Source organism: Enterobacter sp. PL1 (assembly GCF_945957325.1).
Taxonomy (GTDB): Bacteria; Pseudomonadota; Gammaproteobacteria; order Enterobacterales; family Enterobacteriaceae; genus Enterobacter; species Enterobacter roggenkampii.
Genome location: NZ_CAMFKT010000009.1, coordinates 75,438 through 97,881, shown reverse-complemented (window position 1 = coordinate 97,881; position 22,444 = coordinate 75,438). Strand labels below are relative to the sequence as shown.

The window sequence follows — 22,444 nt, the reverse complement described above, 5'->3', positions numbered from 1 at the left end:
GTAAACCCTCTACACTAAAAGCAGGAGGACTTATGACCCTGTCTTTTACTGCTCACTGGCATGACGAGTTGCCGGGATTTTATACCGCACTCAAACCCACACCGTTACAAAATTCACGCCTTATCTGGCATAACGATCGGCTGGCAGAAGAGCTGGCCATTCCGCCTGAGCTGTTTCAGCATTCAGGAAGCGCTGGCGTCTGGGGAGGCGAAACGCTGCTCGCCGGTATGCAACCCCTTGCTCAGGTCTATAGCGGGCATCAGTTTGGCGTCTGGGCTGGGCAACTGGGCGACGGCAGGGGGATCCTGCTCGGTGAACAACAGCTTCCCAACGGGGAGACGGTTGACTGGCACCTGAAAGGTGCGGGCCTGACGCCCTATTCGCGGATGGGCGACGGGCGTGCGGTTCTGCGTTCAACGATTCGCGAATGCCTGGGCTCCGAAGCGATGCATGCCCTGGGTATCCCCACCACCCGTGCGCTGTCGATCGTGACCAGCGACACGCCGGTTGCGCGCGAAACCGTGGAAAAGGGCGCAATGCTGATGCGCATTGCGCAAAGCCATCTGCGCTTCGGTCATTTTGAACACTTTTACTATCGCCGCGAGCCGGACAAGGTGCGCCAGCTGGCTGACTTTGCCATTCGTCACCACTGGGCGCATTTGCAGGACGACGCGGATCAATACGTTCTCTGGTTCAGGGACGTGGTGGCCCGTACCGCAGCCCTGATTGCTCGCTGGCAAACGGTAGGTTTTGCCCATGGCGTCATGAATACGGACAACATGTCGCTTCTCGGGTTGACCTTTGACTACGGTCCGTTTGGTTTCCTGGATGATTATCAGCCAGGGTACATCTGTAACCACTCCGACTATCAGGGGCGCTACAGTTTTGACAATCAGCCCGCGGTGGGCCTGTGGAACCTGCAGCGGCTTGCGCAAACCCTGTCGCCGTTCATCGACGTTGATGCCCTCAATGATGCGCTCGACAGCTATCAGGAGATCTTACTGCGAGAGTATGGCTCGCTGATGCGCAACAAGCTGGGGCTAGTCACGCAGGAGAAGGGCGATAACGACATCCTCAATGGCCTGTTTGCCCTGATGGCGCGCGAGGGCAGCGATTACACGTGCACCTTCCGGATGCTGGGCCAGACGGAGCAGCACAGTGCCGCCTCGCCGCTGCGCGATGAGTTTATTGACAGACAGGCGTTTGACGACTGGTTTGCATCGTACCGCGCGCGGCTGCAGCAGGAGCAGGTGGATGATGCGACCCGCCAGGCGCAGATGAACGCTACGAACCCTGCGATGGTGTTGCGCAACTGGCTGGCGCAGCGGGCGATTGAGCAGGCCGAGCAGGGCGAGTACGACGAGTTACACCGTCTGCACGTGGCGTTGCGCACGCCGTTTGCCGACCGGGATGATGATTACGTCAGCCGCCCGCCTGAGTGGGGCAAGCGGCTGGAGGTCAGTTGCTCAAGCTAGTGTCTGGCCGGAGTCGGCGTCGTCAGAATCCGGCCCGGTCAGGGGACGAGAAACACCTGCGGCACGGCGTGAGCGGGATGCCTGCCGACGTGAACCTGTGCGCCGTACCAGCGCGCCAGCGCATCGGCCTGCAAAACGGTTTCCGGCTCTCCCTGGGACACGATCCTGCCGCTGTGCAGGAGCAGGATGCGATCCGCCCACAGCGCTGCCAGGTTGAGGTCGTGCAGCACCGCGCACACGTGCAGATGTCCCCGGCTGGTCAGGGATTTCAGCAGGCGCAGCAGATGCTGCTGGTGATAGAGATCCAGCGCGGACGTCGGTTCATCAAGAAACAGCCAGCCGCGCGGCGCCCCGTCGCACCAGAGCTGAGCCAGCGCGCGGGCGAGCTGAACGCGCTGCTGCTCGCCGCCTGAGAGCGCGGCAAACTGCCTGCCCGCCAGTGGTAAACAGCCGGTGATGGCCATCACCTCCTCGATCACCGACGCTTCTGGCGTGCGGGTCCAGGGCGCACGCCCCATACCGACCACCGCCTCAACCGGCCAGTCAAATCCGAGCTGCGTGCTCTGGCGCATCACCGCCCGGTAGCGGGAGAGCCTTTCCGGTTGCCAGGCCGCAAGCGGTGTGCCCGCCAGGCTGCACCGTCCCCCAGCAGGTTTAAGATAGCCGGTAAGCAGTCGCAACAGCGTCGATTTCCCGGCGCCGTTGGGGCCAATCAACGCCACCAGCTCGCCCTGAGATAAGGTCAGCGACACGTCGTTAATCAGCGTGCGTTGCCCGGCGCGAAAAACAAGGTTTTCTGCACAATAGCGTTCAGCCATGCGTACCTCCACGACGAAAGATCAGCCACAGGAACCACGGCGCGCCGAGAAGGCTGGTCAATAAGCCAACCGGCATTTCCGCCGGAGCGACCACGCTGCGCGCCAGCGTGTCGGCCATCAGCAGGAGCAGCGCACCGGCCAGCACCGAGCCGGGGAGCGTGGCCCGATGGTCGGCTCCCAGCCACATGCGCACCAGGTGCGGCACCACCAGGCCAACAAAACCGATCACGCCGCTGATCGCAACGGCGGCAGCCACCAGCAGGGCGCTGCACAGCAGCAGGATCCGCTGCACGGCGGCCACCTCCACGCCGAGATAGTGCGCCTCTTCGTCGCCCAGCTGCAGCAGGTTGAGGGGCCCTGCCAGGCGCCAGATAACCAGCACGGTGGGGATCATCAGCGACGCGACGGCCAGCAGCGTCGACCACTGCGCCTGGCCAAGGCTGCCCATTCCCCAGAGCGAAAGCTGGCGAAGCTGGGCATCATTGCTGAGCCATGACAGCACGCCGACGGCCGCACCGCACAGGGCGTTGATGGCAATGCCCACCAGCAGCAGGCGCGACAGGGAAGCGTCACGCTGACGGCTGAGCAGGAAAATCACGAAGGTGGCGGCCAGCGCGCCGAGAAACGCCGCTATCATCGGGGCATACAGCATCACCAGTGCAGGCAGCGAGAGCGGAAGCACCATCCACAGCGCGACGGCAAGTGCCGCGCCGCTGCTGATGCCGAGCAGGCCCGGGTCCGCCAGCGGGTTGCGGAACAGCCCCTGCATCACGCAGCCCGCGAGCGCCAGTGAACCGCCGATCGCCAGCGCCAGCAGCACGCGTGGCAGGCGGATCGTCAGCCAGATCTGACGCAGGGACTCGTCGGTGCCGTTCCAAAGCAGGCTGATTGGCAGGCGCAGCGCGCCAATACCGCTGGCCGTCAGCGTCGTGACGACCAGCAGCGCAGCCAGCATCCACAATGACAGGGCGACTCGCCGGGACATCAGGGCAGTTGCTCCGCTTTTGTACGCAGCTGCCGGATGGCTTCCGGCGTTCGCACGCTAAAGCCCAGCAGCGCCATATCATCAATCGCCAGCACCTGCTTATTGCGTCCTGCCGGGGTTTGCGCCAGCCCGGGCAGCGTCCAGAGTTTCGCTTCGCCACCCAGGGCGTTGATGCCGTCCTGCGAAATCACCACCAGATCGGGCCGGCTGGCAATCATCCCTTCCTGAGACAGCGGCTGATAGCGGGTGAACCCCTGCATCGCATTCTGCAGCCCCGCCGCGCGAATGGCCGCGTCCGCGCCGGTCTGTTGTCCGGCAGCCATCGCGGTCATCCCGCCGTGGTTGAGAATAAACAGCACCCGCTTGTTGAGCGGCGATGTGGGCAGGGTTGACAGCGCCTGACGCAGCTTGCCGCGCAGGGCATTCCCCTCGGCTTCGCGGTGCGTCGCTTCCGCCACGATCCGCACCTTGTCGTCAATGACGCTCAAATCGTTAGCGGCTGGAACCGTGATAACCCGGACGTGGCTTTGCTCAACCTGCTTTAGCGCCAGGGAGGGCTGCGCCTGGGCACTGGCCAGCACCAGCGTGGGGCGCATGGACAAGATCCCTTCCGCGTTGAGCTGACGCAGATAGCCCACGTCCGGCAGCACGTTCGCCGCCTGCGGCCACTGGCTGGTGCTGTCGCGGGCCACCAGGGAAGACGACGCGCCGAGGGCGTAGACAATCTCGGTGACGTCGCCGCCGAGCGTGACGATTTTCTCCTGCGGCGCAGCAAACGCCAGCAGGGGCAGGGCGCTGAACAGGACAAGCCACCGTTTCATGCGGCCAGCCCTTTCGCCGTCAGGGCGTCTATCTGGCTGCGCCACTGGCTTTGCTCCGGCTCGCCTTCGGTGCGCTGGCCGTACAGCTGGGCGATTTGCGTCCCGTCGGCGGCAAACAGCTCCAGGCTGGTGACATGCCCGTCAGCGGTTGGTTTGCGGGTAACCCACGTCTCCGCAATGGCGTCTTCAAGCAGGTGCAGGGTAAAGGTTGAGTTGAAGATGTTCAGCCAGCCTTTCATCGGCGCCAACTTTTCCACCACGCCGGTGAAAATCTGTACGCAGCCGCGGTTGCCGACGAAGACCATGATTTCATTGCCGTCCCGGCGCGCCGTCTCCAGCAGTTGCGCCAGCTCGCTGTTCTCTACCCGACAGGCCAGATCGTCCCCCACCAGGCGAAACGCCTGCTGGCGGCTGAGGTTATGGCGTTTCAGCAGGCTGAAGAACTGGTGCACGTCGGTCATGGCGCGCCACTCGTTGTCCACGAGCGCAGCTTGCGCATTTTCCGCGTGAGCAGGCATATCGGGCTTCTTCAACGCCAGCGATGGATTATCGGCAATGATAAAGCGAGTCAGCACGTCGCCCCAGGCGGAAACGTCGGTGTTATCCGTGGCGTAGACCTTCAGCAGGGCATCGCCCTGGTGGTCGAAGAACTGAATGCTCTGCCGCTCGCCGCGGGCGGTGGCTTCACTGATGTGAAACGCGCTTGCCCACTGGTTGAGGAACAGGCGCAGATCCAGCGCGCGCGGGTTCAGCACCAGCCCGGCATGGCCGTTCAGGTGCTGGTTGGTGAAGCTTCCGACCTGCTCGTGAACGGCGTAGTTGTTGCGGCAGATGCATTTGGTTTCGCCCACCGCCTCCAGCGCGCCCAGGATCTCGCGGATCTCACCGCGCAGTCGCCAGGCGTCGTGACCCACGCGGGCAAAGGTCAACTCTGCTTCGCTGATATTCATTAACCCTGCGATGTCGCGCGCGTACTTACCCGGATTGTCTTCTTTCAGCTCAAGCCAGCGCGTGTAGTGATTCATTTTCTTATCCTTCTGAAGAGTTGCCCCGACGGGAATTACCACTGATAGCTTACGAAAATCTTGCCGTTACGGCCGTCCTGCGGAATGCCCTGAGGTGACCAGTATTCTTTGTCAAAGGCGTTGCCGAGCACCAGCGTCGTGGTCACGCCTTTGAGCTGCTCCTGGCCCTTATAGCTGACGTAGAAGTCATTGACCGCGTAGCCCGGCTGCTTGCTGTAGCTGCTGCTGATATGCGTTGAGCGATCGACAAAGGTGCCAATCCAGCCGACGGAAAAACCGCTCTGCGCCACCGGAATGTCCAGCTTGCTGGTGACGGTATCCGGGTTGATGCTGGAGATGTACTCGCCCGTATCGGTGTCTTTCCCGCGCGTGCGGTTATAGGCCAGGTCGAGGTTGAAGAGGTCGGCAGAGTATTTTGCCATCATGTCCCAGCCCCAGATTTTGGCGTTCGGAACGTTATAAGACATGGTGGTCGCGGCGGCAAAATTGACGGTGGTGGAGATATAGTCTTTGGCTTTGGTATCGAAATAGCTGGCTTTAAACTCCAGCGCATCGTTAGCAAGCAGCAGATCGTCAAAGCGCAGACCGAACCCAAACTCCTGCGTTTCGTTGGTTTCCGGGCGCAGGTTCGGGTTTGGCACCCAGTAGTTGGTATAGAAGCGGCCAATAGAGAAGTGTTTGGCGTCGTTGTACATCTCGCCCATGGTGGGCGCGCGGAACGCCTGCGCGTATGAGCCAAACAGCATCAGCCAGTCAGTCGGGCTGACGGTCAACCCGGCGCGGGAGGACCATTTATCGGCATCCACGTCGTCGTAGCCATTGCTGCTGCCGCGGTAGTTGTCATAGCGCGTACCGCCCAGGAGGGTGACCGGCAGATCGCGCAGGGTGATCTCATCCTGCAGCCAGCCGGAGCTGAAGTCGATTTTCGCCTCCGGGAAGCCGGTGGTCGCGCCGCCCGGATGCTGCTCCTGACGGTAGTATTCCCCACCGTAGGTCAGCAGATGTGCTGCTAAAGTGTCGCTGAACAGGCGGGTGCGGTTTTCCACCTTGCCGCCTTTGGTGGTTTGCTTGCGGAACTCACCGCTGTTGTCGATATTCTGGGCATTAATGCGCGCTTCGGACCAGTAGACCTTCGCGTCGGCGTTCAGCCAGTCGTTACCTTCCGGGGCGATGCGGTAGCCCACCTGCGCGTCACGCTGGATGGTGGAGCGATCGGTCATCGGGTTACTGCTGTCCGCCCCGGTGGTTTGCGGGTTTTTTGGTTCCTGCGCATCGTTGTTGTAGTAGCGCAGGGCGCCGCTCAGGGTCTGGGCCGGGTCGATTTTCCAGCTGCCTTTCGCCAGCATGTTATTGATGGACTCGTCGTTAGGGGCGGTTGCTCCGTCGCTCTGGCGGATATCACCGCGATCCCGGCTGGACCAGGCCACCAGACCGTCCAGCGTGTCGGTGCGGCCATAGGCGCTGGCCCCCATGCCAAGACTGTGATCGCCTGTCGCCCCCGTACCAAACACACGATAACCGCTGTTTTTACCCGTTTCCAGCAGGTCTTTTGCATCGACGGTGTCATAGGAAATCACGCCGCCCAGCGCGCCGCTGCCGTACAGCAGGGCCGACGGGCCGCGAACCACTTCGATACGTTTAATCAGCGCCGGATCGAGGAACGTGCTGTTCAGGTGGCCGGTGTCGGTGCCCTGACGCACGCCGTCAACCAGCACCAGCACGCCGCGACGATCGTAGCCGCGCAGGTTCACGTCCTGCCCGTTGGTGCGCCCGGTGCCGTCCAGCGTCAGGCCGGGAACGTTACGCAGCAGGTCAGCCGCCGAGCTGGCGGTTTGTTTCTCCGGCGCGCTGGCGTCAATCACGCTCACCATCATGGGGGCTTCAAAGGCGCTGCGGGCGTTGCCCGTGGCGGTGACGGTCATTTCATCTGCGGCAGCAAACGCGACGCCCGGCAGGGTGCTGACAATCGCCAGCGCCAGAAGTGACGGGCGTAAAGACGCGGAAGGCAGGTGTGGCATAGCAACTCTCCATAAAGAATCGAAAGCGCTGGCTGCCTGGGGATCACCTGGGTGGCTGGCGAAGTTTTTGGTTTATTTTGTGAGGATCAGTTTTCCGGCATGGGTCTGGCGCAGCAGATAGCGCTGGCCGTCATGCTCGATAATGACCCGCCCCGCATCGCCGAGCAGGGTTTTGCTGTCAATCCGACGCTCGGTAGGGGCTGGTGCTGTGTCTGTTTTTGCTGGCGTTGCCGCGCTGTTATCCGTACGTGACATAATGTTTATAAATAACAATCAATGTAACAATGATAATCATTATCAATAAACTGCAAATTTACGGCAAGCGTTTTTGTGAAAAAAGGGTGAGAGGATCAATATTGTGCAATGAAAAGCCCGGTGGCGGCTTCGCCTTACCGGGCCTACAACGGCAAGAATCGTAGGCCGGGTAAGCGCAGCGCCACCCGGCAGGATGTTAAAAGCGCGTGTCTACGGCTGCAGCCAGCTTCTCCAGCAGCAGCTCGCTGTCTTCCCAGCTCAGGCACGGGTCGGTTATCGACTGGCCGTATACCATCTGCTGGCCAGCAACGATTTTCTGCGTGCCTTCTTTGATAAAGCTCTCCGCCATAATCCCTGCAACGGCGGTTGAACCGCTGCGGATCTGCTGGCAGATCTCATCGCAGACGTCCAGCTGGCGGCGATGCTGCTTCTGGCAGTTGCCGTGGCTGAAGTCCACCACCAGATGTTCCGGCAGGTCGAATTCCGCCAGCGTTTCACAGGCCGCAGCAATATCTTGTGCATGATAATTGGGCTTCTTCCCGCCGCGCATGATGATATGCCCGTACGGGTTACCGCTGGTCTGGTAGATGGTCATGTGACCGCTCTTGTCCGGCGACAGGAACATGTGGCTGGCACGGGCCGCGCGGATGGCATCAACCGCAATACGGGTGTTGCCGTCGGTCCCGTTTTTAAAGCCGACCGGACAGGAGAGGGCGGAGGCCATCTCGCGGTGGATTTGGCTCTCGGTGGTGCGTGCGCCAATCGCGCCCCAGCTGATCAGATCGGCGATAAACTGCCCGGTCACCATATCAAGGAACTCGGTGGCGGTCGGCACGCCCAGCTCGTTGACCTGCAAAAGCAGCTTCCGCGCCAGCTCGATGCCGTGGTTCACGCGATAGCTGCCGTTGAGGTCAGGGTCGGAAATCAGTCCTTTCCAGCCCACCACGGTCCGCGGTTTTTCAAAGTAGGTTCGCATCACAATCTCAAGGCGGTGCTGATACTTATCCCGCAGGCCCTGAAGCCGTTTTGCATAATCCATCGCGGCATCCAGATCGTGGATGGAGCAGGGACCAATCACTACCAGAAGACGCTTGTCTTCACCATTGAGGATTTTTTCAATGCGGCGGCGGGAGGCCGTCACGTGTTCCGCAACGGCCGCGGAAACAGGATGCCGCTGGGCCAGTTCAGCCGGCGTGACCAGGCTGTCAATGCGCGCAGTGCGGAGTTCATCGGTTTTATTCATGGAATGTCTCAGAAAATTTTTGCTTCATCGGCAGACTACCGGGAAGTGATGGGCATCACCTTAAACCAATCCCTGCTGATTTCAAGTTCGGGGCGATACCGCCCCGTGGTTGCCGATGATGATACCTGAATCTGAGCTAATGTACTAGCATATTAGTACATGCGGCGATTAAGCCCCATGATGTCGAGAATTTTGGTGGCAATTTCTTCCACAGAGTAGTTGGTGCTGTTCAGCCACGGGATCTGATTTTTGCGGTACAGGGCTTCCACTTCGGAGACCTCCATCCGGCACTGGCGCATGGAGGCGTAGCGGCTGTTCTCGCGGCGTTCTTCGCGGATGGCGGCAAGGCGCTCCGGATTAATGGTCAGCCCGAACAGCTTGTGCTGCAGCGGCTTCAGGGCGGCGGGCAGCACCAGGTTATCCATATCGTCAGCGATGAACGGGTAGTTGGCGGCGCGAATGCCGAACTGCATCGCCAGGTAGAGGCTGGTCGGCGTTTTGCCGCAGCGCGACACGCCAAGCAGGATCACCTGCGCCTGGTCGAGATTACGCAGCGAGATGCCGTCGTCGTGCGCGAGGGTATAGTCAATGGCGGCGATACGGGCATCGTACTTGGTCAGGTTGCCGGGGTTCAGCCCGTGGGTACGGTGGGCGATAGGCGTTGGGTCGAGCTTCAGCTCGCTTTGCAGCGGAGCCACCAGCGCCTGCACGATATCCTGGCAGAAGCCTTCACTCTGCAGAATGATGGCGCGGATCTCGGGGATCACGATGGAGTAGAACACCAGCGGGCGGACGCCGGTCTGCTGGTAAATGGCGTCGATCTGGTCCTTCACCGCTTTGGCGCGGCTCTCATTTTCGACAAACGGCAGCGTAATGCTGTTGATCGATACGGGAAACTGCGACATCACCGCGTGGCCCAGCACCTCGGCGGTGATCGCCGTACCATCAGAAATATAAAAAACGTGACGATCGACAGCACTATCCATTTTACCCACCCTGAATATCAGACGTAATTGTCTGAAAGCATAAATTAAAAAAGTAATTTACACAGCAAAGAACTTATCCTAATTATGAATGAAACGCTGTTTTTGATTTTCCTGAAAAGTGGATTTCATTTTTCAAATAGCGACTTTATTTTTGGGGTTTCTGGCTGAATATAGAGGAATCATCGGGTTAATCGTTGATGGGAAAGTATCCGAAAAGTTGAAAATTTAAATTGCTTACACGATTCACCGTTTTTTTAGCGGAAATAATTATGCCAGTATAAATACGTAGTCAGGTGTTTCTTACTCCGATCAAATATCACAAAAGGATTGTTTCGATGTCCAACAATGGCTCGTCACCGCTGGTGCTTTGGTATAACCAACTCGGCATGAATGATGTAGACAGAGTTGGGGGCAAAAATGCCTCCCTGGGTGAAATGATTACAAACCTGTCGGGTATGGGTGTCTCCGTACCGAACGGGTTTGCCACCACCGCCGATGCCTTTAACCTGTTTTTAGACCAGAGCGGTGTTAACCAGCGCATTTACGACCTGCTGGATAAAACGGATATTGATGACGTGACCGAGCTTGCGAAAGCCGGGGCGCAGATCCGCCAGTGGATCATCGACACACCTTTCCAGCCGGAACTGGAAAAAGCCATTCACGACGCGTACAACCAGCTCTCCGCTGATGACGCGCAGGCCTCCTTTGCTGTGCGCTCCTCTGCCACCGCAGAAGACATGCCGGACGCCTCGTTTGCCGGGCAGCAGGAAACCTTCCTGAACGTCCAGGGTTACGATGCGGTGCTGGTGGCGGTGAAGCACGTGTTTGCTTCCCTGTTCAACGACCGCGCCATCTCCTATCGCGTGCACCAGGGCTACGACCATCGCGGCGTGGCGCTCTCCGCTGGCGTACAGCGCATGGTGCGCTCGGACGTGGGCTCATCCGGCGTGATGTTCTCCATTGATACCGAATCCGGCTTCGACCAGGTGGTGTTCATCACCTCCGCTTGGGGGCTGGGTGAGATGGTCGTGCAGGGTGCGGTAAACCCTGACGAATTCTACGTTCACAAGCCTACGCTGGCCGCTGGCCGTCCGGCGGTGGTGCGCCGCACCATGGGCTCGAAAAAAATCCGCATGATCTATGCCCCGACCCAGGAGCATGGCAAGCAGGTCAAAATTGAAGATGTACCGCAGGAGCAGCGCGACCGCTTCTCCCTGACCGACGCCGAAGTGCAGGAGCTGGCGAAGCAGGCGGTGCAGATTGAAAAACACTACGGCCGTCCGATGGATATCGAATGGGCGAAAGACGGGAACACCGGCAAGCTGTTTATCGTGCAGGCGCGCCCGGAAACCGTTCGCTCACGCGGTCAGGTGATGGAGCGTTACACGCTGCACGCCCAGGGCAAAATCGTAGCGGAAGGCCGTGCTATCGGTCACCGCATCGGTGCCGGTCCGGTGAAGGTGATCCACGACATCAGCGAGATGAACCGCATTGAGCCAGGCGACGTGCTGGTGACCGACATGACCGACCCGGACTGGGAACCGATCATGAAGAAAGCGGCGGCTATCGTTACCAACCGCGGCGGCCGTACCTGCCACGCGGCGATCATCGCCCGCGAGCTGGGGATTCCTGCGGTTGTCGGCTGCGGTGATGCTACCGAGCGCATGAAGGACGGACAGAACGTGACCGTCTCCTGTGCCGAAGGTGATACCGGCTACGTGTATGCCGATATTCTCGACTTCAGCGTGAAGAGCTCCAGCGTGGATACCATGCCGGATCTGCCGCTGAAGATCATGATGAACGTCGGTAACCCGGACCGCGCGTTCGACTTCGCCTGCCTGCCGAACGAAGGCGTAGGCCTGGCGCGTCTGGAATTTATCATCAACCGTATGATCGGCGTTCACCCGCGTGCGCTGCTGGAGTTTGACGACCAGGAGCCGAAGCTGCAGAACGAAATCCGCGAGATGATGAAAGGCTACGACTCGCCGAAAGAGTTCTACGTCGGCCGTCTGACCGAAGGGATCGCGACGCTGGGTGCCGCTTTCTATCCGAAACGCGTGATTGTGCGTCTGTCTGACTTTAAGTCTAACGAATACGCCAACCTGGTCGGCGGCGAGCGCTACGAGCCGGAAGAAGAGAACCCGATGTTGGGCTTCCGCGGGGCCGGACGCTACGTGTCCGACAGCTTCCGCGACTGCTTCGCGCTGGAATGTGATGCGGTGAAGCGCGTGCGCAACGACATGGGGCTGACCAACGTCGAAATCATGATCCCGTTTGTGCGTACCGTGGATCAGGCGAAAGCGGTTGTTGACGAGCTGGCGCGTCAGGGTCTGAAGCGCGGCGAGAACGGGCTGAAGATCATCATGATGTGCGAAATCCCGTCCAACGCCCTGCTGGCCGAGCAGTTCCTGGAGCACTTCGACGGCTTCTCTATCGGCTCGAACGACATGACGCAGCTGACGCTGGGTCTTGACCGCGACTCTGGCGTGGTCTCCGAGCTGTTCGACGAGCGCAACGAGGCGGTGAAAGCATTGCTCTCCCTGTCCATCCGCGCGGCGAAGAAGCAGGGCAAATACGTCGGGATTTGTGGTCAGGGGCCATCCGACCATGAAGACTTTGCCGCCTGGCTGATGGAGGAGGGGATCGATAGCCTGTCCCTGAACCCGGACACCGTGGTGCAAACCTGGCTGAGCCTGGCGGAACTGAACAAGTAACGCCACGCTGACCCGAAAAGGCGAGGATATTATTCCTCGCCTTTTTTATTTCCGCCCGAATATGCTCCCCATCACAAATAAAGTAAAAAACCAAATATCATAATTTGCCTGTCAATTTAGACAATTGTTAGCGCGCAAACCGTTGCTAATACTTGAGCCTTACATGCGCATTTCCTTTCTGATGATGCGCAACTGGTTGAAATACGTTTTAACCTGATAAAAAGGCAAATAACAATGACACTCTCCTCTGTATTGCGTACCAAAGATAAAATAGGTTATGGCTTAGGTGATATGGCCAGCGCGCTGGTCTGGCAAACGGCAACGTTATTTCTCGCCTATTTCTATACGGACGTTTTTGGACTGCCCGCTGCAATCATGGGCACCATGTTTTTAGTGGTGCGCGTGGTCGATGCGTTTGTCGACCCGTGCATTGGCGCGCTGGTGGATCGCACTCAAACGCGCCACGGCCGTTTCCGTCCCTGGCTGCTGTGGTTCGCCATTCCGTTTGGCGTAAGCTGCCTCATCACCTTCTATGTACCGGACGTGGGGCCGACGGCGAAAATCGTTTATGCCTGCCTGACCTACGCGATCTTAAGCCTGATTTACTCCGCGATTAACGTGCCTTACTGCGCCATGCCCGGTGCGCTGACGCTGGATCCGCGCGAGCGTCACTCCCTGCAGTCGTGGCGCTTTGGCCTGTCGTTTATCGGCGGGTTGATTGTGACGGTGATTGCCCTGCCGCTGGTCTCACTGTTAGGCCAGGGCAACGTGCAGAAAGGCTATTTCTACGCCATGAGCCTGATGGGGCTGCTGGGCATTGTGCTGTTTTTCTGCTGCTTCCTGATGACCCGCGAGCGTTATTCTCCGCGCAGTGATACTTCCGGCTCGATGCTCACCGATTTAAAACTGCTGGCCGGAAACAGCCAGTGGCGCATTGTTTTCCTGTTTAATATTTTGCTGTTAACGGCGGTGGTAACGCGCGGTTCCGCCACCATGTATTACGTGAACTACGTGCTGTTGCGCCCGGAACTGGTTTTTGCCTTTATTGTTTCCGGAATGGTCGCCTCCTTAAGCGGCGCACTATTATCTGAACGGCTGCTGGGGAAATTTGACCGCGTGCGCGCCTACCAGTGGACCATTATTTCCTTCGTCATTTTCGGGGCGCTGATTTTCTTCCTGCCGCCTTCGCAGGTGTGGCTGATTTTTGGCCTCAACATTGTCTTTAGCTTTGTGCAAAACCTCACCACGCCGCTGCAGTGGACCATGTTCTCCGATGTGGTCGATTACGAAGAGCATCGCAGCGGCCGCCGCCTGGACGGGCTGGTTTTCTCTACCGCGCTGTTTGCCATCAAATTTGGGCTGGCGCTGGGTGGGGCGGTCGTCGGCTGGGTGCTTGGCATGGTGGATTACGCCCCGGGACAGGCAGCCCAGGCGCCGCACGTGCTCTCTACGATCAACGCCCTGTTCACCCTTATCCCTTGCGCGCTGTTCCTCTGCATGGTCGCGCTGCTTTCAATCTACAAGCTTAACAGTCGGCTGGTGGATTCCATCGCCCGGGAGCTGGCCAGCAAGCGTGAGGTGAGACCCGAAGCAGGGCCGCTCAGCCCGGCAACCCCTTCCGCACTACAGGAGTAAAACATGACAGCTATCTATAAGGACGCGGGACGTCCCGTGCACGAGCGCGTCGCCGATTTACTGGCGCGTATGACCCCGGAAGAGAAGTTCGCCCAGATGCATGCGTACTGGCTGATCCTCGATGAAAACGGCAACCACCGCGAGCGCAGCGATCTCAGCGACGAATTCGCTGGCGTGAGCGAGCAGGCTGCACTGAGCGAACGGCTGAAGCTGGGCGTCGGGCAGATCACCCGTCCGCTGGGTACCCATATCGTTGACGCGAAAACCGGCGTGCGCGCCGCTAACCGCCTGCAGCGCATGATGATGGAGGAGACGCGACTCGGCATTCCGGCACTGTTCCATGAAGAGTGCCTGGTGGGGCTGCTGTGCAAAGACGCCACGCTGTTCCCGTCGTCGCTGAACTACGGTTCGACCTGGGATCCGGAGCTGGTGCAGCGCGCGGCACAGCAGATTGGCAAAGAGGCGCGATCCGTCGGCTGCCAGCAGGGGCTGGCGCCGGTGCTGGACGTTTCCCGCGACGTGCGCTGGGGGCGAACCGAAGAGACCTTCGGGGAAGATCCGTGGCTGGTGGGGGTGATGGCGACCGCCTACGTGAAAGGCTTACAGGGCGATAAGCGCGACCTGCTGGCGACGCTCAAGCACTACGTGGGCCACTCGTTCAGCGAAGGGGCGCGCAACCATGCGCCGGTACATCTGGGCTTTAGCGAGCTGAATGACACCTTCCTGCTGCCGTTTGAAATGGCGGTGAAGCTGGCAAACGCCGGTTCGGTCATGCCCGCCTACCACGATATCGATAACCAGCCGGGGCACAGCGACAGCTTCCTGCTGACCACCGTCCTGCGCGAACAGTGGGGCTTCGACGGCATTATTGTGGCGGACTACGGCGGCGTCAGCCTGCTGCACCAGCATCACGGCATTTCCCACGATGCGGCCGAATCCGCCGCGCTGGCGTTTAACGCCGGGCTGGACGTTGAGCTGCCGAAAGATGACTGCGCGCGGCATCTGGCGGACGCCGTTGAGCGCGGGCTGATCTCTATGGCGAAAGTGGATGAGATTGTGGGCCGTGTGCTGACCGAAAAATTCCGTCTCGGCCTGTTTGAGAACCCGTATGCCGATGAAAACGGCATCGATCTGCAAAATGAGACGACCCGCCAGGTCGCGCGGGAGGTGGCGACGAAATCGGTCACGCTGCTGGAAAACAACGGTATTTTACCGCTCGGCGGTAAGCCCCGCGTGGCGGTGGTGGGGCCGACGGCAGACGATCCGCTGGCGTTGCTCAGCGGCTACAGCTTCCCGGTACATCTGATCATCAGCGATATGGTTGAAGAGACCTCGCAGGTAACGACCCCGCGCGCGGCGCTGGAGCAGTACCTGGGTGCATCGAACGTGCGCTACGCGAAAGGGTGTCACATCATCGAGAAACGGATGGCGGGTGCGCCGGTCTTCCCGGGCGACAGCGGCGGTAAACCGATGCAGCAGTCTCCCGTGTCGCAAAGCACCGCCCTTATCCCCGAGGCGGTTAATGCCGCGCAGGAGAGTGACGTGGTGGTGGCCTGCGTGGGCGATCTCGCTGGGCTGTTCCAGAGCGGTACCGTGGGGGAAGGTTCCGACACCGATTCCCTGAATCTGCCGGGCGTGCAGCAGCTGCTGCTGGAGGCGCTGGTGGCGACGGGCAAACCGGTGATTGTCGTGATGACCGGCGGGCGTCCTTACAATCTTCAGGGCCTGGAGGACAAGGTGGCCGCGCTGATCGTGGCGTGGGCACCGGGGCAGGAAGGGGGCTGGGCGATTGCGGACGTGTTAACGGGACGGGCAGAGCCGCAGGGCCGTCTGGTGGTGAGCGTGCCGAAAAGCGCCGGTGCCATGCCGTATTACTACAATCACAAGCTCAAAAGCGGGGGCACGCCGTTTGCGTTCCACTTCGGTTCACGTTATCCGTTTGGCTTCGGCCTTGGCTGGACGACGTTTCGCTGGAATGCTGCCCGCGTCGCTGAAAGCAGCGTGCCGGTCGACGGCGAGGTGAGGCTGAGCGTGGATATTACCAATACCGGAGAGCGCAGCGGCAGCGAGGTGGTGCAGGTTTACGTCAGGGATAAGGTCGCCACCCAGGTGCGGCCGCTCCAGGAGCTGAAGGCCTTCCAGCGCGTCACGCTCTCGCCGGGCGAAACCGCCACGCTCAGCTTTACGCTGCCGGTGGAGATGTTCAACTTCACCCGTCGCGACGGGAAACGCATCGTTGAGCCGGGCGACTTTGAACTGCAGGTTGGCGCATCGTCGGCGGATATCCGCGAGAGGGTGACGGTCAATGTGACCGGGGAAACGCGGGTGCTGCCTGCCGAGTGGCGGATGCTCAGTACCTGTGAGGTTACGCGCGCGTAGTCAGGATAAAAAAAAGCCCATCGTGGGAGATGGGCAAAGACTACACACAGCAATTCGTTGTTTCACTCAGGGGATTTCCATGCTTATAAATCAAGGTGTTGATTTATAACCGTGTGCTAATAGTAGGCATGTCCGCTTTTAGCGTCGATCGGATTCGTCTCAATAGTTAAAGAGATATAAAGATTTCTTGAGGTTATGAGCAGATTGAGTGCAGAAATTGCGGGTCTGACCAGTGTGCAACGAATAAATACTTTAGCAGCGTTAAAGTATTGGGTGGGGGAATGTAGGCCGGGTAAGCGTTAGTGCCACCCGGCAAAAACTTAATGCGTGTTCTTCTCTTCCAGCTCTTCCAGTTCGCTCAAAATCACGTCCGGATCCGTTCCCGGCGGCGGAATTTCATGCACCCAGGCGGAGAACAGACGCCAGGTGACGGCGAGCAGCACCGGGCCGATAAACAGGCCAATCATGCCGAAGGCAATCAAGCCGCCAATCACCCCGGAGAGGATCAGGATCAGCGGCAGGTCGGCGCCCATGCGGATGAGAATCGGGCGAATGACGTTATCCATGGTGCCGACCACGCAGCTCCAGACCAGCAGCACCGTTCCCCATGTGGTATCTCCCGTCCAGTAGAGCCAGATAATGCAGGGCACCAGCACCAGCAGCGGCCCCAGTTGTGCAAGACAGGTCATCAGCATGACAACGGTGAATATCGTGGCATACGGTACGCCGGAAATCGCCAGACCAATACCGCCCAGCACCGCCTGCACCAGCGCGGTGACCACCACGCCCAGCGCTACCGCGCGTACGGCCTGCGCCGCCAGCAGTACCGCCGCGTCACCGCGTTTGCCCGCCAGGCGGGTGGCAAAGTGACGAACGCCCAAAGCCACCTGCTCACCGCGCCAGTAAAGCAGGGCGCTGAAGAGCAGCATCAGGGTACAGTGCATCATAAAGCGGCCAATATGCGCCGCCTGACCCACAAACCAGGTGGTGGTGGTGCCAATATACGGGCGCACTTTTGCCATCAGCGCGCTGCCGCCCATCTCCAGCAGGCTGTGCCAGCCGCTGTAGAGCTTGGCGCCCACGACCGGAATGCTGTTCAGCCAGGCGAGATCCGGCAGCGTGAGATCGCCGCTGGTCACGGCGCGGATCACCGGGCCGCTGGAGTCGACGAGACTGTTTACCAGCAGCGCAATGGGAATAATAAACAGCAGGAACAGCAGCAGCGTCATGACCAGCACCGCTAACCCGCGGCGGCCGAACAGCAGCTTCTGCAAGCGCAGCAGCAGAGGCCACGTGGCAACGACAACGGTCGCGGCCCAGGCGAAGCCAAGAATAAAGGGTTGAACAATCCACAGACACGCAATGATCATGAGGGCCAGGAACAGCACCGACAGCAAAATTTGCGCAACATCCCTGGGCTGGCGAAGATTGACCATAAATGAAACTTTCCTTAAAAGAACGCCAGCGCGGCTGGCGGGAACGGAAAACCGCATCTCTTTAATCATTAATGATCTCAGCGGTTTTTGACAGGCGGATTTTGCCCGTAATTCTACGAAGCACATAAGAAAAAAATGTGATAAAACTTTCCGGACACAACGCAAACGATTTCACATTACTCTAATTAGGGTCGACAGTCATGATCCCACAGATTTCCCAGGCACCCGGCGTCGTTCAGCTGGTGCTTAATTTTTTGCAGGCACTGGAGCAACAGGGTTTTACAGGTGATACCGCCACGAACTATGCCGACAGGCTGACGATGGCAACCGATAACAGTATTTACCAGCTTCTTCCCGATGCCGTCGTTTTCCCTCGTTCTACGGCCGACGTGGCGCTGATTGCCCGACTCGCCACGCAGGAACGCTTTGCCTCGCTGGTCTTTACGCCGCGCGGCGGCGGCACCGGGACCAACGGTCAGGCGCTGAACCAGGGCATTATTGTTGATATGTCGCGCTATATGAACCGCATCATTGAAATCAACCCGGAAGAGGGGTGGGTGCGGGTCGAAGCGGGCGTTATCAAAGATCAGCTTAACCAGTACCTCAAGCCTTACGGCTACTTTTTTGCCCCGGAACTTTCCACCAGTAACCGCGCGACCCTCGGCGGGATGATCAACACGGATGCCTCCGGTCAGGGCTCGCTGGTCTACGGCAAAACCTCCGATCACGTGCTGGGCGTGCGTGCGGTTCTGCTGGGCGGCGATATTCTCGATACGCAGCCGATGCCGGTCGAACTGGCGGAAACGCTGGGGAAAGATAACACCGCCAGCGGACGCATCTACCGTACCGTGCTGGAGCGCTGCCGCGACAACCGCCAGCTTATTCTCGACAAATTCCCCAAACTGAACCGCTTCTTAACGGGCTACGACCTGCGCCACGTCTTTAACGACGACCTGACCCAGTTCGATTTAACCCGCGTGCTCACCGGTTCCGAAGGGACGCTGGCGTTTATCACCGAGGCGCGGCTGGATATCACCCGCCTGCCGAAGGTGCGTCGTCTGGTGAACGTCAAATATGACTCTTTCGACTCCGCGCTGCGCAATGCGCCGTTTATGGTGGAGGCGAAAGCGCTGTCGGTTGAGACGGTCGACTCCAAAGTGCTCAACCTGGCCCGGGAAGATATTGTCTGGCACTCCGTCAGCGATCTCATTACCGACGTGCCGGACAAAGAGATGCTCGGTCTTAACATCGTGGAATTTGCTGGCGACGACGCGGCGCTGATTGAGCGTCAGGTCACCACGCTCTGCCAGCGACTGGATGAGCTGATTTCGCAGGGCGAAGGCGGCGTGATCGGCTGGCAGCTCTGTAACGATCTGGCCGGGATTGAGCGTATCTATGCGATGCGTAAAAAAGCCGTGGGTCTGCTCGGCAATGCGAAAGGGGCCGCGAAGCCCATTCCTTTTGCCGAAGATACCTGCGTGCCGCCTGAGCATCTGGCGGATTATATCGTCGAGTTTCGCGCCCTGCTGGACAGCCACGGCCTGAGCTACGGCATGTTTGGTCACGTCGATGCCGGGGTGCTGCACGTGCGTCCGGCGCTGGATATGTGCGACCCGCAGCAGGAGATCCTGATGAAGCAGATCTCCGACGATGTGGTGGCCTTAACCGCTAAATACGGCGGTCTGCTGTGGGGCGAGCACGGGAAAGGGTTCCGCGCGGAATACAGCCCGGCGTTCTTCGGCGAACAGCTCTATGCGGAGCTGCGCAAGGTGAAAGCGGCTTTCGACCCGCATAACCGCCTCAACCCGGGTAAAATCTGCCCGCCAGAAGGCGTGGACGCCCCCATGCTGCAGGTGGATGCCGTCAAGCGCGGCACCTACGACAGACAGATCCCGATTGCGGTGCGCTCCTCCTGGCGCGGCGCGATGGAGTGCAACGGCAACGGCCTGTGCTTTAACTTTGACGTGAAAAGCCCGATGTGCCCGTCGATGAAAATCACCAGCAACCGCATTCATTCGCCGAAAGGGCGGGCGACGCTGGTGCGCGAGTGGCTGCGTCTGCTGGCGGACCGTGGCGTCGATCCCCTGAAGCTGGAGCAGGAGCTGCCGGAAAAACGGGCCAGCCTGCGCTCGCTGATTGAGCGCACCCGCAACAGCTGGCATGCCAACAAGGGCGAGTATGATTTCTCCCATGAGGTGAAAGAGGCGATGTCCGGCTGTCTGGCCTGTAAAGCCTGCTCGACCCAGTGCCCGATTAAAATCGACGTCCCGGAATTCCGCTCGCGCTTCCTGCAGCTTTACCACACGCGCTATCTGCGTCCGGTGCGCGACCATCTGGTGGCGACGGTAGAGAGCTATGCGCCGCTGATGGCGCGCGCGCCGAAGACCTTCAACTTCTTTATCAACCAGCCGCTGGTGCGCAAGCTTTCCGAAAAGCATATCGGCATGGTCGATCTGCCGCTGCTGTCGGTGCCGTCTCTGCAGCGCCAGCTCGTCGGGCATCGTTCGGCGAACATGACCCTGGAGCAGCTGGAGGCGCTCACGCCTGAGCAAAAAGCGAAGGTGGTGCTGGTGGTGCAGGATCCGTTTACCAGCTACTACGATGCCCAGGTGGTTGCGGACTTCATCCGCCTGTCTGAAAAGCTGGGCTATCAGCCGGTTGTGCTGCCGTTCTCGCCCAACGGCAAGGCGCAGCACATTAAAGGCTTCCTGACGCGCTTTGCGAAGACCGCGCAGAAAACAGCTGACTTCTTAAACCGCGTGGCGCAACTCGGGATACCGATGGTCGGCGTCGACCCGGCGCTGGTGCTGTGCTACCGCGATGAATACAGGCAGACGCTGGGCGATAAGCGCGGTGATTTCCACGTCATGCTGGTGCACGAGTGGCTGCCGACGGCCCTGGAAGACAAAGCGGTTCAGGACGTCAGCGGTGAGCCGTGGTATCTGTTCGGACACTGCACGGAAGTCACCGCGCTGCCTGGTGCCCCCGCGCAGTGGGCGTCCGTCTTTGCCCGCTTCGGCGCGAAGCTGGAGAGCGTTAGTGTGGGCTGCTGCGGCATGGCCGGCACGTACGGACACGAAGTGAAAAACCACGCCAACTCGCTCGGCATTTATGAGCTGTCCTGGCATCAGGCGATGCAGCGCTTGCCGCGAAACCGCTGTCTGGCGACGGGATACTCCTGCCGCAGCCAGGTGAAACGGGTAGAGGGTAACGGCGTACGCCACCCATTGCAGGCTTTACTGGAGATAATTGGATGATCTGGAAACGTGCCGTGACGCTGCAGGCGCTGAACGCCATGGGCGAGGGGAATATGGTGGGGCTGCTGGATATCCAGTTCACCCGCATTGGCGACGATGACATTGAGGCCACCATGCCTGTCGATCATCGCACCCACCAGCCGTTTGGTTTATTGCACGGCGGGGCGTCCGTCGTGCTGGCCGAAACCCTGGGCTCGGTGGCGGGATATCTCTGTACCGAAGGGGAGCAGAAGGTGGTCGGACTCGAGGTGAATGCTAATCATATCCGCTCGGTACGCAGCGGGCGCGTGCGCGGCGTGTGCCGCGCGCTGCACGCCGGTAGTCGCCACCAGGTGTGGCAGATTGACATTCTCGACGAGCAGGATCGCCTGTGCTGCTCTTCAAGGTTGACGACAGCGGTCGTGTAAAGTTTTCAGATGTTTTGCCTTTGGTCAAAAACTAGCCAGCGGGTTGTGATATACTGGTCAGGTTTTGTACATAAGCGAGGACATCATGGATACTGAAATAACCCCAACACAGCTGGCAATTGAATATTTACGTCGCGATAAGAGCAATCTGTCCCCGGCGCAGTACCTGAAAAAGCTGAAACAGCTTGAGCTGGAATTTACAGATTTGCTGGCGCTCTCTTCGAATGAGCTGAAAGAAGAGATCTACTTTGCCTGGCGGTTGGGCGTTCACGTCCATTGAGAGAGTAATGTTGAAAAGGCCGCAACTGCGGCCTTTTTTGTGCCTGAGATTCAGTATTTAGCGGGGAGCTTGTTGATTTTGATAAGCCTGCCTTCTTCCATTTCGATAAATCCGCCGGTTTTCAAATCCGCCAGAATGCGCATCACGCCGCTGCGGGAGAGGTGGGTTTTCTCCCTGATATACTTTTCCGCCGTCACGCTGAGCCGATAACTCTCCTCTTCCTCCGTCAGCTTCATTAACTGCTGGCGAATCATCTCATACGCCGTCGGCGCGCCCTGCGGCATCACGTTGTTGTAGAGACGGCTATACACATACATGAGCTGTTGAGAGAGCAGTCCCCAAAGCGCCTTCTCTTTAATAATGGCATTCACCCTTTCTGTGGTGATCGTCCCGATCAGGCACGGGCTGACAGTCTTAAGATAATCACTAAAATAGATATCAGTGAGGTTAGCGAGGCCGAAAACAGCAGGGCTACGGGCCGTAGACAGCATCATGTTATCGCTTCTTCTGTAGACGGCGATGGTTCCTTCAAGAATTAAATAGCACATGCCCTGACCATTGACCTGCAGGTCCAGCCGCTCGCCGCGGGCGGTATGTCGCGTTGTGCAATCAGGTAACAGGTGTGAAATAAGCGCTTGCGCGTGGGGAGAACCCCGCTGAGACTTTTCTGGAAGGGACATGGTAGCCGACAACCTTAAAAATAACCTGGC

At 59.3% G+C, this 22,444-nt stretch carries 17 protein-coding genes and 1 other RNA gene; 7 read left to right on the top strand and 11 right to left on the bottom strand.

What is annotated here, in order from left to right:
* The first annotated feature begins 32 nt into the window (after nt 1-32).
* A complete protein-coding gene (gene selO / locus N6P30_RS10490) occupies nt 33-1,475 on the top strand; it encodes a protein adenylyltransferase SelO (RefSeq protein ID WP_023292670.1) in 1,443 nt (480 codons plus the stop codon).
* Nucleotides 1,476-1,513: 38 nt separating this feature from the next.
* Here the strand turns inward: selO and N6P30_RS10485 are convergent, their stop codons facing one another.
* The 8 genes from N6P30_RS10485 to ppsR all read right to left on the bottom strand — a co-directional run bounded on the left by N6P30_RS10485 (nt 1,514) and on the right by ppsR (nt 9,626).
* On the bottom strand, nt 1,514-2,293 hold the full coding sequence (locus N6P30_RS10485) for a heme ABC transporter ATP-binding protein (RefSeq protein ID WP_023292669.1): 780 nt from the start codon (nt 2,291-2,293) through the stop codon (nt 1,514-1,516).
* Nucleotides 2,286-3,278 (bottom strand): FecCD family ABC transporter permease, encoded by a 993-nt coding sequence (locus N6P30_RS10480; protein ID WP_023292668.1) that lies wholly within the window; start codon nt 3,276-3,278, stop codon nt 2,286-2,288. The genes N6P30_RS10485 and N6P30_RS10480 overlap by 8 nt, the downstream gene beginning before the upstream one ends.
* Nucleotides 3,278-4,099: a hemin ABC transporter substrate-binding protein gene (locus N6P30_RS10475; RefSeq protein ID WP_023292667.1), complete on the bottom strand. Its 822-nt coding sequence runs from the start codon at nt 4,097-4,099 to the stop codon at nt 3,278-3,280. Before N6P30_RS10475 ends, N6P30_RS10480 begins: the two co-directional genes overlap by 1 nt.
* On the bottom strand, nt 4,096-5,124 hold the full coding sequence (locus N6P30_RS10470; RefSeq protein ID WP_023292666.1) for a hemin-degrading factor: 1,029 nt from the start codon (nt 5,122-5,124) through the stop codon (nt 4,096-4,098). The genes N6P30_RS10475 and N6P30_RS10470 overlap by 4 nt, the downstream gene beginning before the upstream one ends.
* 35 nt (nt 5,125-5,159) lie before the next feature.
* A complete protein-coding gene (locus N6P30_RS10465) occupies nt 5,160-7,142 on the bottom strand; it encodes a TonB-dependent hemoglobin/transferrin/lactoferrin family receptor (RefSeq protein ID WP_023292665.1) in 1,983 nt (660 codons plus the stop codon).
* Nucleotides 7,143-7,214: 72 nt separating this feature from the next.
* Nucleotides 7,215-7,397, bottom strand: coding sequence for a hemin uptake protein HemP (gene hemP, locus N6P30_RS10460; RefSeq protein ID WP_021241095.1), 183 nt, complete (start codon nt 7,395-7,397; stop codon nt 7,215-7,217).
* Between the two features lie 196 nt (nt 7,398-7,593).
* Nucleotides 7,594-8,640, bottom strand: a complete 1,047-nt coding sequence (aroH, locus tag N6P30_RS10455) for a 3-deoxy-7-phosphoheptulonate synthase AroH (protein WP_008500645.1) — start codon at nt 8,638-8,640, stop codon at nt 7,594-7,596.
* A gap of 152 nt (nt 8,641-8,792) precedes the next feature.
* A complete protein-coding gene (gene ppsR, locus N6P30_RS10450) occupies nt 8,793-9,626 on the bottom strand; it encodes a posphoenolpyruvate synthetase regulatory kinase/phosphorylase PpsR (RefSeq protein WP_008500644.1) in 834 nt (277 codons plus the stop codon).
* 335 nt (nt 9,627-9,961) lie between these two features.
* Between ppsR and ppsA the strand changes: the two genes are divergently transcribed.
* From ppsA to N6P30_RS10435, 3 genes are all read left to right on the top strand, one after another.
* Nucleotides 9,962-12,340: a phosphoenolpyruvate synthase gene (gene ppsA, locus N6P30_RS10445; RefSeq protein WP_023292664.1), complete on the top strand. Its 2,379-nt coding sequence runs from the start codon at nt 9,962-9,964 to the stop codon at nt 12,338-12,340.
* A 234-nt stretch (nt 12,341-12,574) separates the two neighbouring features.
* Nucleotides 12,575-13,975: an MFS transporter gene (locus N6P30_RS10440; RefSeq protein ID WP_023292663.1), complete on the top strand. Its 1,401-nt coding sequence runs from the start codon at nt 12,575-12,577 to the stop codon at nt 13,973-13,975.
* 3 nt (nt 13,976-13,978) lie between these two features.
* Nucleotides 13,979-16,354: a glycoside hydrolase family 3 N-terminal domain-containing protein gene (locus N6P30_RS10435; RefSeq protein WP_023292662.1), complete on the top strand. Its 2,376-nt coding sequence runs from the start codon at nt 13,979-13,981 to the stop codon at nt 16,352-16,354.
* 5 nt (nt 16,355-16,359) lie between these two features.
* On the opposite strand, the gene rprA is transcribed toward N6P30_RS10435, so the two are convergent.
* An RNA gene (gene rprA / locus N6P30_RS10430) (antisense sRNA RprA) lies at nt 16,360-16,467 on the bottom strand.
* 207 nt (nt 16,468-16,674) lie between these two features.
* Complete coding sequence (gene ydiK / locus N6P30_RS10425) at nt 16,675-17,790, bottom strand: AI-2E family transporter YdiK (RefSeq protein WP_021241100.1); 1,116 nt, start codon at nt 17,788-17,790, stop codon at nt 16,675-16,677.
* Between the two features lie 200 nt (nt 17,791-17,990).
* Here ydiK and N6P30_RS10420 point away from each other — a divergent pair, with 200 nt between their 5' ends.
* The 3 genes from N6P30_RS10420 (at nt 17,991) to N6P30_RS10410 (ending at nt 21,734) form a co-directional block, all read left to right on the top strand.
* A complete protein-coding gene (locus tag N6P30_RS10420) occupies nt 17,991-21,047 on the top strand; it encodes an FAD-binding and (Fe-S)-binding domain-containing protein (RefSeq protein ID WP_023292661.1) in 3,057 nt (1,018 codons plus the stop codon).
* Complete coding sequence (gene menI / locus N6P30_RS10415; RefSeq protein WP_008500638.1) at nt 21,044-21,454, top strand: 1,4-dihydroxy-2-naphthoyl-CoA hydrolase; 411 nt, start codon at nt 21,044-21,046, stop codon at nt 21,452-21,454. The genes N6P30_RS10420 and menI overlap by 4 nt, the downstream gene beginning before the upstream one ends.
* Nucleotides 21,455-21,539: 85 nt before the next feature.
* Complete coding sequence (locus tag N6P30_RS10410; protein WP_003857766.1) at nt 21,540-21,734, top strand: YdiH family protein; 195 nt, start codon at nt 21,540-21,542, stop codon at nt 21,732-21,734.
* Nucleotides 21,735-21,784: 50 nt separating this feature from the next.
* Here N6P30_RS10410 and N6P30_RS10405 read toward each other — a convergent pair whose 3' ends face one another.
* Complete coding sequence (locus N6P30_RS10405; RefSeq protein ID WP_023292660.1) at nt 21,785-22,414, bottom strand: helix-turn-helix domain-containing protein; 630 nt, start codon at nt 22,412-22,414, stop codon at nt 21,785-21,787.
* Between the last annotated feature and the right edge of the window lie 30 nt (nt 22,415-22,444).